Consider the following 552-nt stretch of genomic DNA (forward strand, 5'->3'; position numbering starts at 1 on the left):
AGTTCTGCACAAAAATTACAGGATGCACCGAATGCAGAAGATGCTAAATGGGTCAGCGCTGATCAAGTTAAAGATTGGTCGACAATTCATACGTTTAAATTAACCCTTAAGCGCGGTCAAAAATGGGTTAGTGGCGATGATATGTTGATTCAGTTCAGTTTAAATGTCCCGACTAACGGTGTTGAAAAAGAACAAAAGGCATATAATTCCTTTGCCTTTGCAGCAAATGGTTCTCAAGTGATTGAACCTTATCGGACGGAAGTTCGTAAGATCAAGCCAACGCTGACGATGCCAACAAAACCAATTGCACCAAAAGAGATACCAACGCTACCAATTGCACCAAAACCAATGCCAACGCTACCAATTGTACCAAAAGAGATGCCAACAAAGCCGGTTGTACCAAAATCAACCGCACCAACTAAACCGTCAACACCAAATCCGGCAGCACCCAAAGCAACGGCTCCAAGTGTAAATGCAACCAACGGTGGCAAGAAAAATGAGCGTAATGGCGCTTATACTGCGGCAGCGCATCAAAAAGCTAACCGTAGTAAG

General features: G+C 43.7%; 1 pseudogene. It reads left to right on the forward strand.

From position 1 onward, the window contains the following. Positions 1–552, forward strand: a pseudogene (locus FC20_RS10560) (hypothetical protein); the annotation flags it as partial.

The sequence above is a fragment of the Lactobacillus equicursoris DSM 19284 = JCM 14600 = CIP 110162 genome, from assembly GCF_001434815.1.
In the GTDB taxonomy this organism is placed as follows: domain Bacteria; phylum Bacillota; class Bacilli; order Lactobacillales; family Lactobacillaceae; genus Lactobacillus; species Lactobacillus equicursoris.